The following is a 13576-nucleotide window of genomic DNA, read 5'->3' on the forward strand; positions in this document are numbered from 1 at the left end:
GGAGGATTCGGGTGGATTTCACACCGAGCCCGGAGCAGCAGGCTGTCGCCGACGTGGTGACATCCGTGCTGGAGCGGGAAAACACTTGGGACGCACTGGTTTCCGGTGGCGTCGTGGCGCTTGCGGTGCCCGATCGACTGGGCGGTGACGGGCTCGGGCTGCTGGAGGCGGCCACCGCGCTGACCGAGATCGGTCGGCGCGGCACCACCGGACCGGCCCTGGCCACCATCGGGCTCACCCTGGTGCCGCTGCTGGAACTGGCGACGGAAGCGCAGCAGGACCGGTACCTGGCTGAGGTGGCCAAGGGCGCGGTGATCTCGGCCGCACTGGACGAGCCCGGTGCCCAGTTGCCCGAGACGCCGTCGACCAGCTTTGCCGGTGGCAAGCTCAACGGCACCAAAATCGGTGTGGCCTATGCCGAAACCGCGCAGTGGCTGCTGGTCACCACCAACAGCGGTGTGGTCGTGGTGTCACCGCAAGCCGCCGGTGTCACCGTGACCGCGACCCCGACGGCCAACGGTTCCGACGAGTACGTGGTGACCTTCGCCGACGTCGCGGTGCCCGATGAGGACGTCCTGACCGGCGCCACCGTCGCGCGGATGAACCAGTTGGCGCTGGCCATGATCGGCGCGTTCGGTGCCGGTCTGGTGGCCGGCGCGCTGCGCCTGACCGCCGACTATGTCGCGACCCGGGAGCAGTTCGGCCGTCCGCTGTCGACGTTCCAGACCGTCGCTGCGCAGCTGTCCGAGGTCTACATCGCTTCGCGGACAATCGATCTGCTCGCCACATCGGTGGCATGGCGGCTCTCGGAGGGGCTGGACGCCGCCGAGGATCTGGAGATCCTCGGGTACTGGCTGACCTCGCAGGCCGCACCGGCCATGCGGCTGTGCCACCACCTGCACGGCGGCATGGGCATGGACATCACGTACCCGATGGACCGCTACTACTCGTCGATCAAGGACCTGACCCGACTGCTGGGTGGTCCGTCGCACCGTCTGGACCTGGTGGGAGCCTGATGTACATCGAACTGACTCCGGAACAGCGCAAGCTGCAAGCCGAACTGCGCGAATACTTTTCGACGCTGATCAGGCCGGAAGAGGCGGCGGCGATGGAGACCGATCGCCACAACGACGCCTACCGCGCCGTCATCAAGCGGATGGGTAGCGACGGCAAGCTCGGCGTGGGCTGGCCCAAGGAATACGGCGGCCTGGGCTTCGGCCCCATCGAGCAGCAGATCTTCATCAACGAGGCCAACCAGGCCGACATCCCGCTGCCGCTGGTCACCCTGCAGACCGTGGGCCCGACCCTGCAGGTGTACGGCACCGAGGAACAGAAGAAGAAGTTCCTGCCCGGAATCCTCTCCGGTGACATCCATTTCGCGATCGGTTACTCCGAGCCCGAGGCCGGTACCGACCTCGCCTCGCTGCGGACCACCGCGGTGCGGCACGGCGACGAGTTCATCGTCAACGGCCAGAAGATGTGGACCACCGGCGCCCATGACGCCGACTACATCTGGCTGGCCTGCCGCACCGACCCGACCGCGGCGAAGCACAAGGGCATCTCGATCCTGATCGTCGACACCAAGGACCCGGGCTACTCGTGGACCCCGATCATCCTGTCCGACGGTGCCCACCACACCAATACGACGTACTACAACGACGTGCGGGTGCCCGCCGACATGCTGGTCGGCGGGGAGAACGGTGGCTGGAAGCTGATCACCACCCAGCTCAATCACGAGCGGGTAGGGCTGGGGCCGTCCGGTCGCGTCGCGGGCATCTACGACCAGGTGCACTCCTGGGCCTCCAAGCCTGGGTCGAACGGCGTCACACCGATCGACAATGCCGAGGTACGCCGGTTGCTCGCCCAGATCAAATCGATCTGGCGCGTCAACGAACTGCTCAACTGGCAGGTCGCATCCTCCGGCGAGACCATCGCCGTCGCCGACGCGGCGGCGACGAAAGTCTTTTCCACCGAACGCATTCAGGAAGTCGGACGGCTGGCCGAGGAGATCGTCGGCCGCTACGGCAACCCGGCTGACGCGGACACCGCGCACCTGCTGGTGTGGCTGGACAAGATGACCAAGCGCAACCTGGTCATCACCTTCGGTGGCGGGGTCAATGAGGTCATGCGCGAGATGATCGCGGCATCGGGCCTCAAGGTGCCGCGGGTCTCGCGGTAGGAAAGGCAAGCGATGAGTGACCTTCAGGCCGGCATCGACGAGATCGTCGCCGCCGGGCGCAGCAAGCCGACCCTGAGTCGGGATCCGGTGAACCAGCCCATGATTCACCATTGGACCGATGCGATCGGCGACAAGAACCCGATCTACGTCGACGAGGAGGCCGCCAAGGCTGCCGGGCACCCCGGCATCGTGGCGCCGCCGGCCATGATCCAGGTCTGGACCATGATGGGTCTGGGCCGCACCCGGTCCGACGACGATCCGCTGGCCCGGATCATGAAGTTGTTCGACGACGCCGGATACGTCGGCGTCGTCGCCACCAACTGCGACCAGACCTACCACCGCTATCTGCAGCCGGGGGAGCGCGTCAGCATCAGCGCCGAGGTCACCGACGTGGTGGGCCCGAAGCAGACCGCGCTCGGCGAGGGCTACTTCGTCAACCAGAAGATCCGCTGGCATGTCGGTGACGAGGAAGTCGCCGACATGGACTGGCGCATCATGAAGTTCCTGCCCGCCAACAAGCAGGGCAAGGAAGCTGCCGAAACCGGTTCGATCCCAGCCGATCTGGACCCGGACAAGCTGATGCGTCCGTCGTCGTCGCGGGACACCCAGTTCTTCTGGGACGGCGTCAACGCTCACGAACTGCGGATCCAGAAGCGGCCCGACGGCTCGCTGCAGCACCCGCCGGTGCCCGCGATCTGGCAGGACAAGGACGCCCCGATCGACTACGTCGTCTCGTCGGGCCAGGGCACCGTGTTCAGCTACGTCGTGCACCACGCGCCGAAGGTGCCCGGCCGCAGCCTGCCGTTCATCATCGCGCTCGTCGAGCTGGAAGAGGGCGTGCGCATGCTCGGTGAGCTGCGCGGCGTCGAGCATGACGACGTGAAGATCGGGATGCCGGTCTCCGCAACGTTTATCGACTTCCCGGACAGCGACATCAGTCCGGCCTGGACCCTGTACGCATGGGAGGCCGCAAAGTGACCGCCACCGTGGGCACCAAGCTGCCCGAGCTCTCCATCTACGGTGACCCGACCTTCATCGTCTCGACGGCCATCGCCACCCGGGACTACCAGGACGTGCACCACGACCGGGACAAGGCGCAGGCCAAGGGCTCCAAGGACATTTTCGTCAACATCCTGACCGACACCGGTCTGGTGGGGCGTTACGTCACCGACTGGGCCGGCCCGAACGCCATCATCAAGTCGATCAAGCTGCGCCTCGGTGTGCCGTGGTACGCCTACGACACCATCACCTTCCGCGGTGAGGTCACCGCTGTCGAAGGCGACCTCGTGACGCTGAAAGTGGTGGGTAGCAACAGTCTTGGCGATCACGTCATCGCCACGTCCACGCTCACGATGGGAGCCGCGCAGTGAGCATCTCCGGCAAGGCGGTCATCGCCGGCATCGGCGCCACCGACTTCTCCAAGAACTCCGGCCGCAGCGAGCTGCGGCTGGCCGCCGAGGCGGTCACCGACGCTCTGAACGATGCGGGCTTGTCGCCCAAGGACGTTGACGGTTTGGTGACCTTCACCATGGACTCCAACCTGGAGACCGCGGTGGCCCGCTCCACCGGTATCGGCGAGCTCAAGTTCTTCAGCCAGATCGGCTACGGCGGCGGCGCCGCGGCCGCGACCGTCCAGCAGGCCGTGCTGGCGGTGGCATCCGGCATCGCGGAAGTCGTTGTCGCATACCGGGCTTTCAACGAGCGTTCGGAGTTCCGCTTCGGCCAGGTGATGACGGGTCTGACCGTCAACGCCGACTCCCGCGGCGTCGAGTACAGCTGGTCCTACCCGCACGGGCTCAGCACCCCGGCCGCCTCGGTGGCCATGGTTGCGCAGCGCTACATGCACGAATACGGCGCCACCAGTGCCGATTTCGGTGCGGTGTCGGTGGCCGACCGCAAGCACGCGGCGACCAACCCGAAGGCGCACTTCTACGGCAAGCCGATCACCATCGAGGACCACCAGAACTCGCGGTGGATCGCCGAGCCGCTGCGCCTGCTGGACTGCTGCCAGGAGACCGACGGTGGCGTCGCGATCGTCGTCACCACGCCCGAGCGTGCCAAGGACCTCAAGCAGCGTGCGGTCGTCGTCGAGGCGGCGGCGCAGGCTGCCGGCGAGGACCAGTTCACCATGTACTCGTACTACCGCGACGAGCTCGGCCTGCCCGAGATGGGCCTGGTCGGTAAGCAGCTGTGGGGTCAGAGTGGCTTGACGCCCAATGACATTCAGACCGCGGTCATCTACGACCACTTCACCCCGTACACGCTGCTGCAGCTCGAAGAGCTCGGCTTCTGCGGCCGGGGCGAGGCCAAGGACTTCATCGCGGGTGGCGCGATCGAGCTCGGTGGCAAGCTGCCGATCAACACGCACGGCGGCCAGCTCGGTGAGGCGTACATCCACGGTATGAACGGCATCGCCGAGGGCGTCCGCCAGCTGCGCGGCACTTCGGTGAACCAGGTGCCTGATGTCGAGCACGTGCTCGTCACCGCCGGCACCGGCGTCCCGACGTCGGGCCTCATCCTGGGCTGAGTCGCCTTCACGAGCAGACACAAAACTGCCCCTCTTCTACGGAAGAGGGGCAGTTTTGTGTCTGGTGACGATCGGTGGTCGGGTAGTCCTACTCATCCGGATCGGGGTCACTCGGCGCGATGATGTCACGATGACCGAACCGCAGCGGGCGATGGTTGCCCGGCTTTCCCAGGATGTCGCAGCGATGTCCCATCATTTGGCCTGGGTGTCGGCCTGCCTCACCGAACTCGATCGGTCGATGGCACACCAGCAGCCGACGCCGCAGCCCGTCGCGTACGCCGCACCGCAGCCCGTCGCGTACGCCGCACCGCAGCAGTATTGGCAGCCGGCCCAGGCCGCGCCGGTCACGGCGCCGGCGCCGCAGCCGGCACCTCAGCCCCAGCCGCCGATGGCGGTGCCGTACCCACAGCCCCAGCCACAGCAGCCATCCCGGCCGCGGCCCGAGCGCTCGGAGGGCTGGATCGGCAAGGTGCTGGCCGCAGCTGGTGTCGCGGTGACGCTGATCGGCGTCGCCTTGCTCTTGGTCCTGGCCGCACAGGCCGGGCTGTTGCGGCCCGAGTTCCGTGTCGCCGCGGGGGCGGTGCTGGCCGCCGGTCTGGTGGTCGGAGCGATCCGGCTGAAGACGCGGCCCGGTGGGACGGTGGGGGCGGTTGCCCTGGCCGCCACCGGTATCGCCGCGGCGTACATCGACGTCGTCGCGGTCACGACGGTCTATGAATGGCTTTCTGCGCCAGTCGGTTTGGTCTTGGCGGCGGTGATCGGCGGCGGCGGTCTGACCCTGGCCCGGCGCTGGGACTCTCAGCAGCTCGCGCTGTTGGTGCTGGTGCCCTTGGCGGTGCTGGCGCCGGTGGTGGCCGACGGTGTCTCGCTGTTGCTGATCGGGTTCATGCTGGCGCTGTCCGCGGCGTCGCTGCCGGTGCAAATCGGCAAGGACTGGGTCTGGATGTACGTGGCGCGGACCGTCGTCTGCACATTTCCACTGCTGCTGGCGCTGGCCTCGGCCTCATTCGGCACCAACCGCGGTCCGGGACTCGCGGGCGCCTGCGCAGCTGCAGCCGTCCTGGCCGTCGCCGGCGCGCTGATCCTGTTGCCCAAGACCACCAACCGCACACTGCTGGCCCTGGCCACCGCGGGCGGTGCGCTGCCGGTCCTGTTCATCGCCGGGGTGGTCCGCCCGATGATCGCCGCGTCGATCATCGCCGCGGTGGCGGCCCTGTTCCTCGCGGTCGTGCTGGCCGGGAACCGGCTGCCCGGTCTCGCCGGTGTGGTGCAACGGATCTGGTCGGCGGTGTCGGCGGTGTGCGCGCTGGTCGCGGTGCTGGTGGCCTGCGACGGCAGGACCGGCGGTGCGGTGCTGCTCGCGATGTCGGTCGTGGTGGCCGTCGCAGGCCGTCGTGACCCGATCGCCCGCTGGGTGGCTGTCGGGTTCGGCGCCGTCGGCGGTGCCGTCTACCTCAGTTACTCTCCGCCCGAATTGTTGTTCCGCGCGGTGGAACTGAGCACGCGCAGCGCGGTCTCCACGATCATCTCCAGCATCTTGGCCGTGGCTGCGGTGGTGGCGGTCGTGTGGTCGTGGGCCGGCAAGCGTGACGATGACGAAGTCCGGCTGATGTGGGCCGGCGCGGTGGCGGTCGCCGCCTACGCGTCCACCATGCTGACCGTGACCGCCGGCGTACTGATCGGCGGCGTGAACGGCGGATTCTTCGCCGGCCACATGGTCGCGACGATCGGCTGGATCGCGGTGGCGGCCGCACTGTTCGGGTACGCGGCGCGCCAACAGAAGGTGCAGCGGTCACTGCCGATCGGCGGGGGCCTGGCGCTGGTGGCCGCGGCGATGGCCAAGCTGTTCCTGTTCGATCTCGGCACCCTGAACGGCATGTTCCGGGTGGCGGTGTTCATCGTCGTGGGCCTGGTGCTGCTGGCCATGGGGACCGGCTACGCCCGGCTGCTCGCCCGGCAGGATCAGCCGAATCCATAGGCGCCCCGCGCAAACGACCGCACCATCATTTTGCGTCGGGTAGGTGCCCGTCGGGGCGGTAGGCTCGAACGGACGCGGTATGTCTGGGGAAGGGGGCCGTGTCTATGGGGATTCAGCCGGACAGCAGTCCGTTCGGATCGCAGACGGTGACGGGGCCGGGATGGCCCAACGTCAATGAGGAGCAGCTCGAAGAAGCGGCCGCGCACTATACGAAGCTGGCCACCAAGATCACCGGTCACGTGGTGCCGCAGCAGACCAGCCAGCTGATGAATCTCACCGGCCAGTGGATGGGCGCGGCGTCTGCGGCGGCGGCAGGCGAGGCCGGCACCATCATCGGCGGTCACGAGGCCAACGGCGCGCAGGCGGCGGCCATCGCTGCCAAGTTGCAGTCCATGGTGGCCGCGGTCATCAAGACCAAGAACCTGGTCAACGCCACCGCCGAGGAAGTCCAGGCGGAGTGCATGGCCCTGTCGGCGGCGCCGTTCCCGAACGTGCAGGAGTTGATCCAGAGCCGGATCAAGATGGGCCTGTCCCAGAACATCGCCGCGGTGACGGCCAGCGCCACCGAGGTGGCCAATTTCGTCGGCGCACCCCCGAGCATCCCGACGCCCGGCGTGCCGCCGCAGGTGGCGGAGACGGCGCAGAAGACCGCGGAGTCGGCGTCCAAGGGTGGCGATCAGATGGGTCAGATGATGGGCCAGATGATGCAGATGGCCGGACAGCTCCCGCAGATGCTCGGGCAGCTGCCGCAGCAGGCCATGCAGCCGCTGCAACAACTTTCGCAGCCGCTGCAGCAGTTGACCTCCTTGTTCTCCGGCGGCGGCCAGGGCAAGGCCGGGCTCGGCGCCTCGCCGTTCGGCGCGTTCTCGAACCATCCGTTGGCCGGCGGTTCCGGTGCGGCGACCGGCGCCGGCTTGATGAAGGGCGGCATGCCCGGCGGCGGTGGCGGCGGTGTCGGCGCGGCCTCCGTGCAGACGCCTCTGCTCGCCAAGATGGTCGGTCCCGGTGCTGGCGGACCCGGAGTGATGCCCGCGGGCGTGGCAGGCGGCATGGGTGCCGGTGGCCTGGCCCCGGTCGCAGCCGCAGCTGGTGCCGGCGGCGCGATGGGTGCCATGGGCGGCATGGGGCACCGCGAAGGTGGTGGTGGCGGCGGTCGGATCAACCAGCTGGCCGTGCCCGAAGCGCTGGACCATGGCTCATATGACGAAGATGTCGACGACGACTGGTGATTAGGGGGGATATCTGATGGGTTCACCGTTGCAGACACCGGACAACATCAGCTGGAATGCGGCGTCCGTCGAGCTGCCCGACATGCCGATGATCCAGCCCGGCGAGGACGCCATGAGCGCGACCATCGCTGCCGTGCTGCCGGCCATGGCCGCTGACATGACCGCCAACGTGGCCTCGTTGCAGGCCAAGGAGGGCATGTTCTCCGGCAAGGTCGATGCCGCCCAATCGGCATACGACAAGGGCGACAGTCAGGGCGGGCAGGGCGTCGGTCAGCTGGGTCAGATGCTCGGCCAACTCGGTCAGATGGGTCAGCAGGCGGGTCAGATGGCCGGCCAGGGCGGCGGCATGGGACAGATGGGTCAGCAGGCCGGTCAGTTCGGCCAGATGATCCAGCAGGCCATGGGCAAGGGCGGCGGCAAGGAAGGCGGCATGCCGGGCGGGGAACCCTCGGAAGGCCAGCCCGGTGGCCCGGCCGGCGGCGGCGCACCGATGTCCCCGGAACAGCGTCAGGCGCAGCAGGACACCCGGGAGAACCAGCAGAACGACCGGCAATCCCAGCAGGACAACCGGCAACAGCAGCAGGACAACCGGCAGTCGCAGCAGGATCGGCGCGAGGCTCAGCAGGATGCCCGCGACTCCCGTCGGCACACGTCCGCTCCGGTCCAGCCGCCGGCAGCGGGCCCCAGCGCGGGCACGTCCAACCCGGGACCCGCGCCGATCGCCCCGGTGGCTCCGCCGCCGCGTGGCGGTGACGTCAGCCGTCAGATGTAGTTACGCCAAACAACAAGCCAGATAAAGAAATTGGGGCCAGTCGCGAAGATCGCGACTGGCCCCAATTCGATGTTCGACCGTTAGGACGCCGGTGCCGGGGTCGGGATGACCGGGGCAGCAGCCGGAGCGGCCTGCTGGTTGCCGGCCGGGGCGGCGGTGCCCTGACCCGCGCTGGACGCGGGCTGGCCGGCGATGGCCTGGCTCGGCGCCGGGGCCGGAGCCGGGGTCAGCGGAGCCTGCGAAACGGCGCCACCGGCAGTGGCAGCGGTGCCCGGGCCGCTTTCGGCGGCGGTGGGAACCGGAGCAGCTTCCGGAGCCTGGCCCGCGACCGGAGCCGTGGCCGGGGTGCCCGCCGGAACCTGAGCGCCGGCCGGGGCCGGAGCGTCAGCCGCCGGGGTGCCGGCCGGCGCCGGTGCCACCGCCGGGGTACCGGCCGGAGCCGGAGTGCCGGCGGGAGCCGGAGTGCCGGCGGGAACCGGGGTACCGGCCGGGGTGGCAGCAGGGGTCTCACCGTTCGGCGTCGCCGCCGGAACCGCACCGGTGGTGGTGCCGGCCGTAGGCTGCGCACCTGTGGCGGCCGGAACAGCGCCCGCCGGGGTGGCGCCGGGCACGGCGCTGCCGAGGCCGGCGGGAGCAGCTGCCGGGGTGGCAGCGGGAGCGGCGGTGGGTGCAGCAGCCGGAGTCGCGGCGGTGACCGGGGTGGCGCCACGGGCCGGTGCGGTGCCCGGAGCGGCAGCAGCGGGGGCTTCAGTGCCCTGCCACTTGATCACTTCGCGGTCTCCGTCGGTGTACACGACGCTGGTCGGAGCAGCACCCGTCACGTCGAAGTAGATCTTGCCCTTGGATTCCTGACCTTCGGAGAGTCCGGCGGGGTTGATGCCCTGCGGGGAGGCAACGCCCCACAGCACGCGGTAGTTGTCACCGCTCGCGGTGCGGGCGTTCAGGTTCGGCACGAACGGCTGCGAGTTGCCGCGCTCGGCCGTGTACTCCGCCGTCGCTTCCCACAGCGTGCCGTTGAGATGCTCCGACAGGACATCGGTGCTGGGCTTGAGGTTGCTGATCTCCCATTCCCCGACGGTGTTTCCGTTGACGAGCTTGCCGTCCGCGCCGAACGCCACGGTGGTGGGTGCGGGCGCGACACCTGCGGGCTGAGCGGAGTCTGCCAGCGCGAACGGTGTGGCGATCAGGCCGAATGCGGCGGCTGCGCCGACAGCGATGGTGATCTTGCGGGTATTCATGGTGATGTGGCTCCTCTGTCTCCAAGTCGTCCGACGGGCGGCTTCCCCCACGGAAGTTGAGTCTCGTGTAGTCGGATGAATACTGACTACTACGCAAGCTAGCAGGTTAAGCGTCAGCTGTGGATGCAGGCAGACGCCGCAGCGGTGACCCGGCCGCTGCCCCTAGTTTGCCGGAATCGGCCGCCGTTTGGGCGGCCGATTCCGAATATGTCCTGTTCAGGACGCGGTGAGTTCGATTCCAGCAAGCACGACGACGTTGTCCCGGCTGGGCGCGGTCAGCACGCCGGTGATTCGTTCACCGTCACGCCAAAGGTTGGCCTGCAAGGTTTCACCCGGAATCACGGTGCCCGCGAAGCGCGCGCCGTAGGACCGGACCCGGCCGGCGTCGCCGTCGAGCACGTTGTCGACGATGGCCTTGCAGCCGATGCCGTAGGTGCACAGGCCGTGCAGGATCGGGCGGTCGAAGCCGGCGGCCTTGGCGAACGCCGGGTCCGAGTGCAGCGGGTTACGGTCGCCGCACAGCCGGTACAGCAGCGCCTGCTGCGGCAGCGTGGGCAGGGAGATCTGCAGGTCCGGTGCCCGGTCGGGCTCGGCCGCCGAGGTCGACGGACCCCGGTCGCCGCCGAAACCGCCCTCGCCGCGGGCGAAGATGGATCGCTTCTGCTTCCACAGCGGAGCGCCGTCGAGGGTGGTCACCGTGGTCTCCGACCAGATGACCGCGGCCTTGCCCTTGTCCCAGATCTCGGTGAAGCGGGTGACGGCGCGGCCCGTGCCCGACGGCGGGATCGGTGCGTCGGTGTAGATCGCCTCGCTGGCATGCAGCACCCGGCTCAGTTCGATGTCGATGCCCGGGAACTTGACCGACGGCGCCTTGGTCTCGTGGAAGCTCTGTGCCACGTTGCCGAAGGTCGGCAGGACCTGAGGCTTGTCGTCGATCAGGTAGCGCAGCTCGCGCTCGCTCATCGGATCGGCGCCGGCGCCCAGGCCCAGGTGGTACAGCTGCACATCGCTGCTGCTCCACGAGAATTCGACGGGTGCGAGTTCGGCTCCGATGGCCTCGTTCAGATTGATCGGCATATCAGCCCCCTGCGTTCGATGTGGCCGGCCCGGCCGCTGCCACGTGCAGCGCCGCGAGGTATCCGAAGGTCATGGCGGGGCCGATGGTCCCACCGGGGCCGGGGTAGGTGTGACCCATCACCGGTCCGCTGGCGTTGCCCGACGCGTACAGGCCCTCGATCACCGAGCCGTCCTCACGCAGTGCGCGGCCGTGGATGTCGGTGACGATGCCGCCCTTCGTACCCAGGTCGCCGGGCACCATCTTGGCCGCGTAGAACGGGCCGTGCTTGATCTCGCCCAGGTTCGGGTTCGGCTTGTTGGTCGGGTCGCCGTAGTAGCGGTCGTAGGCGCTGTTGCCACGGCCGAAGTCCTCGTCGACGCCGCCGCGGGCGAAGCCGTTGAACCGCTCGATGGTCGCCTTGAGGGCATCGACCGGCAAGGAGGTCAGCTCCGCCAACTCTTCGATGGTGTCGGCCTTGACGACGACGCCGGCCTCGGTCCACTTCTTCGGAATGCGTTGTCCCGGTTGCAGACCCGCGAAGATGTAGCGGTTGCGGTACTGCTGGTCGAAGAGCAGCCAGGCCGGCACGTTCTCGCCGGGGCCATCGCCCTGGCCGTACTGGCCGCCGTACATGTGGTGGCAGGCCTCGACGTACGGCATGGATTCGTTCATGAACCGCTTGCCGCTCAGGTTCACGATGATCGAGCCGGGGGAGTTGCGCTCGGACAGCGCGAACCACGGGTTGTCGGGTAGCGGCACTGTCGGGCCCCACCACGCGTCTTCCATGATTTCCAGTGCCGCACCGAGCTTTTCGGCGGCCAGGATGCCGTCGCCGGTGTTGGCCTTGGCGCCCACGGTCCAGTCGGTGGTGATCGGCTGGCGCTGGTACTTGGTGCGCATCTCCTGGTTCTTCTCGAAGCCACCGCTGCCCAGGATGACCGCCTTGCGGGCCCGGATCAGTTGCGGTTCAGCGCTTTCCGGCGCATTCGTGTCACGGACATAGATGCCCGCAACCCGGCCGTCCTCGTAGTAGAGGTCGGTCAGCGCGGTGTTGAGCTCGACGGGGACGCCGGCCTGCTGCAGGCCGATGCGCAGCGGCGCGATCAGGGCGCGGCCCATGCCGACCAGGTTCTTGCCCGTGATGCCGGCGAAGGTGGCGCGGATGCCGACCTTCAGGCTGCGCAGCACGCCGCGCGGGTGGCGCTTGAGCTGGTTGAGCCGGACGTAATCCTGTTGCATCACAACCATGTTCAGCGGCACCTTGCCGTACGCCGGCTCCAGGCCCTTCTCGTCGACCCCGAGCTTCTTGGCGTTGAACGGCTTGGGCTCGACGGACCGTCCGCCGGCGCGGCCGCCCTCGGTCTCCGGGTAGTAATCGGAGTAGTTGGGCACCCAGCACAGCTTCAGTGGCGAGTTCTTGAGCACGAACGACAGCATCTCGGGGCCGCGCTGCAGATAGGTGTCGATCTTCTCTGCGGGCACCACGTCGCCGACGATCTTGTGCAGGTAGGTGCGGGCCGCTTCCGGGGTGTCCTTGACCCCCGCACGCTGCAGAATCTCATTGTTCGGGATCCAGACGCCGCCACCTGACCGCGCAGTGGAACCTCCATAGTGTGGGGCCTTTTCAACGACTACTGTCGAAAGGCCCTGATGGGCTGCGGTGAGGGCGGCGACCATACCGGCTGCACCGCTGCCGACGACGACAACGTCGTACTCCTGTCCAGTCATGTAGAACACGTTATAGAATTGCCCGGCCTGTGGACAACTGCGCCGGTCCATGAAGTTAGGGGAATTCACGAATGCTGTCCGACAACGTGCGTGCCGAGCTCGCCGCCTCGCTGGCTCAAGCTGAGCGCAGCCGGGTCGCGATGTCGCCGATGACCGACACGTACACCGACATCGACGTCGTCGACGCGTACGAGATTCAGCTGCTCAACATTCGTCAGCGTGTCGCAGAAGGTGCCCGCGTGGTGGGACACAAGGTTGGCCTGTCCAGCGAGGCCATGCAGAAAATGATGAATGTGGATGAACCCGATTACGGGCACCTCCTCGACGACATGCAGGTATTCGAGGACCAGCCCGTGCTGACCTCGAAGTACCTGTTGCCGCGGGTCGAGGTCGAGGTCGGGTTCGTACTGGCCGACGATCTGCCCGGGGCCGGCTGCACCGAGGACGACGTGCTGGCCGCCACCGCTGCTTTCGCACCGGCCATCGAGCTGATCGACACCCGCATCACCAACTGGCAGGTCAAGTTGTGCGACACCATCGCCGACAACGCGTCGTCCGCCGGCTGGGTGCTTGGTAAGGAGCGGGTGTCCCCGAAGGACATCGACATTCGCAGCATCGACGCCGTGCTCAAGTGCAACGGTGAGGTGCTCGGCGAGGGCCGCAGCGACGCCGTGCTCGGCAACCCGGTCACCGCGGTGGCGTGGCTGGCCCGCAAGGTCGACCAGTTCGGCGTGCGCCTGAAGGCCGGTGACGTGGTGCTGCCCGGCGCCTGCATGCGGGCGTTCGATGCCAAGCCGGGCGACGACTTCGTCGCCGAATTCGCCGGATTGGGTTCCGTCCACCTGTCTTTCGCCTAATACCCAAAGTT

12 protein-coding genes are annotated in these 13576 nt (G+C 68.1%); 9 read left to right on the top strand and 3 right to left on the bottom strand.

Annotated elements, in window-relative coordinates; all coding sequences use genetic code 11:
* Positions 1–11: 11 nt before the first annotated feature.
* The 8 genes from ACNO8X_RS06620 to ACNO8X_RS06655 all read left to right on the top strand — a co-directional run bounded on the left by ACNO8X_RS06620 (position 12) and on the right by ACNO8X_RS06655 (position 8685).
* A complete protein-coding gene (locus ACNO8X_RS06620; protein ID WP_418004652.1) occupies positions 12–1016 on the top strand; it encodes an acyl-CoA dehydrogenase family protein in 1005 nt (334 codons plus the stop codon).
* Positions 1016–2179 (top strand): acyl-CoA dehydrogenase FadE29, encoded by a 1164-nt coding sequence (gene fadE29 / locus ACNO8X_RS06625; RefSeq protein WP_418004653.1) that lies wholly within the window; start codon positions 1016–1018, stop codon positions 2177–2179. The genes ACNO8X_RS06620 and fadE29 overlap by 1 nt, the downstream gene beginning before the upstream one ends.
* 12 nt (positions 2180–2191) lie before the next feature.
* Positions 2192–3157 carry a bifunctional MaoC family dehydratase N-terminal/OB-fold nucleic acid binding domain-containing protein gene (locus ACNO8X_RS06630; protein ID WP_418004654.1) on the top strand — a complete coding sequence of 322 codons (966 nt, stop codon included), beginning with the start codon at positions 2192–2194 and terminating at the stop codon, positions 3155–3157.
* Positions 3139–3549: a MaoC family dehydratase gene (locus ACNO8X_RS06635; RefSeq protein ID WP_418004655.1), complete on the top strand. Its 411-nt coding sequence runs from the start codon at positions 3139–3141 to the stop codon at positions 3547–3549. The genes ACNO8X_RS06630 and ACNO8X_RS06635 overlap by 19 nt, the downstream gene beginning before the upstream one ends.
* 2 nt (positions 3550–3551) lie before the next feature.
* Positions 3552–4706, top strand: a complete 1155-nt coding sequence (locus tag ACNO8X_RS06640; protein WP_418005800.1) for a lipid-transfer protein — start codon at positions 3552–3554, stop codon at positions 4704–4706.
* A gap of 130 nt (positions 4707–4836) precedes the next feature.
* Positions 4837–6684 carry a DUF2339 domain-containing protein gene (locus tag ACNO8X_RS06645; RefSeq protein ID WP_418004656.1) on the top strand — a complete coding sequence of 616 codons (1848 nt, stop codon included), beginning with the start codon at positions 4837–4839 and terminating at the stop codon, positions 6682–6684.
* A 104-nt stretch (positions 6685–6788) separates the two neighbouring features.
* Positions 6789–7913 (top strand): hypothetical protein, encoded by a 1125-nt coding sequence (locus ACNO8X_RS06650; RefSeq protein WP_418004657.1) that lies wholly within the window; start codon positions 6789–6791, stop codon positions 7911–7913.
* A 16-nt stretch (positions 7914–7929) separates the two neighbouring features.
* Complete coding sequence (locus ACNO8X_RS06655) at positions 7930–8685, top strand: hypothetical protein (protein ID WP_418004658.1); 756 nt, start codon at positions 7930–7932, stop codon at positions 8683–8685.
* A gap of 80 nt (positions 8686–8765) precedes the next feature.
* Here ACNO8X_RS06655 and ACNO8X_RS06660 read toward each other — a convergent pair whose 3' ends face one another.
* The 3 genes from ACNO8X_RS06660 to kstD all read right to left on the bottom strand — a co-directional run bounded on the left by ACNO8X_RS06660 (position 8766) and on the right by kstD (position 12708).
* Positions 8766–9923 (bottom strand): DUF1942 domain-containing protein, encoded by a 1158-nt coding sequence (locus ACNO8X_RS06660; RefSeq protein ID WP_418004659.1) that lies wholly within the window; start codon positions 9921–9923, stop codon positions 8766–8768.
* A 216-nt stretch (positions 9924–10139) separates the two neighbouring features.
* Positions 10140–11000 (bottom strand): MaoC family dehydratase, encoded by an 861-nt coding sequence (locus tag ACNO8X_RS06665; protein WP_133764507.1) that lies wholly within the window; start codon positions 10998–11000, stop codon positions 10140–10142.
* Position 11001: 1 nt separating this feature from the next.
* Positions 11002–12708 (bottom strand): 3-oxosteroid 1-dehydrogenase, encoded by a 1707-nt coding sequence (gene kstD, locus ACNO8X_RS06670; RefSeq protein WP_418004660.1) that lies wholly within the window; start codon positions 12706–12708, stop codon positions 11002–11004.
* 71 nt (positions 12709–12779) lie between these two features.
* Here kstD and ACNO8X_RS06675 point away from each other — a divergent pair, with 71 nt between their 5' ends.
* Positions 12780–13565, top strand: a complete 786-nt coding sequence (locus ACNO8X_RS06675; RefSeq protein ID WP_418004661.1) for a 2-keto-4-pentenoate hydratase — start codon at positions 12780–12782, stop codon at positions 13563–13565.
* Positions 13566–13576: the final 11 nt, after the last annotated feature.

The organism is Mycobacterium sp. PDNC021, from assembly GCF_048282635.1.
GTDB lineage: Bacteria > Actinomycetota > Actinomycetes > Mycobacteriales > Mycobacteriaceae > Mycobacterium > Mycobacterium llatzerense.